Origin of the sequence: Corynebacterium sp. HMSC076D02, assembly GCF_001813815.1 — a bacterium.
Taxonomy (GTDB): Bacteria; Actinomycetota; Actinomycetes; order Mycobacteriales; family Mycobacteriaceae; genus Corynebacterium; species Corynebacterium simulans.
In genome coordinates, this window is record NZ_KV814015.1 from 1 (window position 1) to 293 (window position 293).

The following is a 293-nucleotide window of genomic DNA, read 5'->3' on the forward strand; positions in this document are numbered from 1 at the left end:
CGTAGCGTTGTTGAATGCGCCGGCCGGGCTTGTTCTTCACCGGCCGATAAGTCGCGGTCGGTGCGTTGTCAGGAACGATGATGCCAGGGCATTTACCGAGGTAGTCTAAGGCTTTCACATGGCAGGAAATCCAGTTGTCCATCTTCTCGTTAGCTGTTGCTGTCACAAACAACAGTGAAGAATAGGGGCAGATGGCCACGAATAAGCTGGCTTTCATGCCGACTTCACCGATGGCCTTGTCAATGATGGAAACCTTGTCGCCGGCCCAATCGACATAGAGTTCCTGGCCTGGC

General features: G+C 53.9%; 1 pseudogene. It reads right to left on the reverse strand.

From position 1 onward, the window contains the following. Positions 1-293, reverse strand: a pseudogene (locus HMPREF2935_RS00055) (DDE-type integrase/transposase/recombinase); the annotation flags it as partial.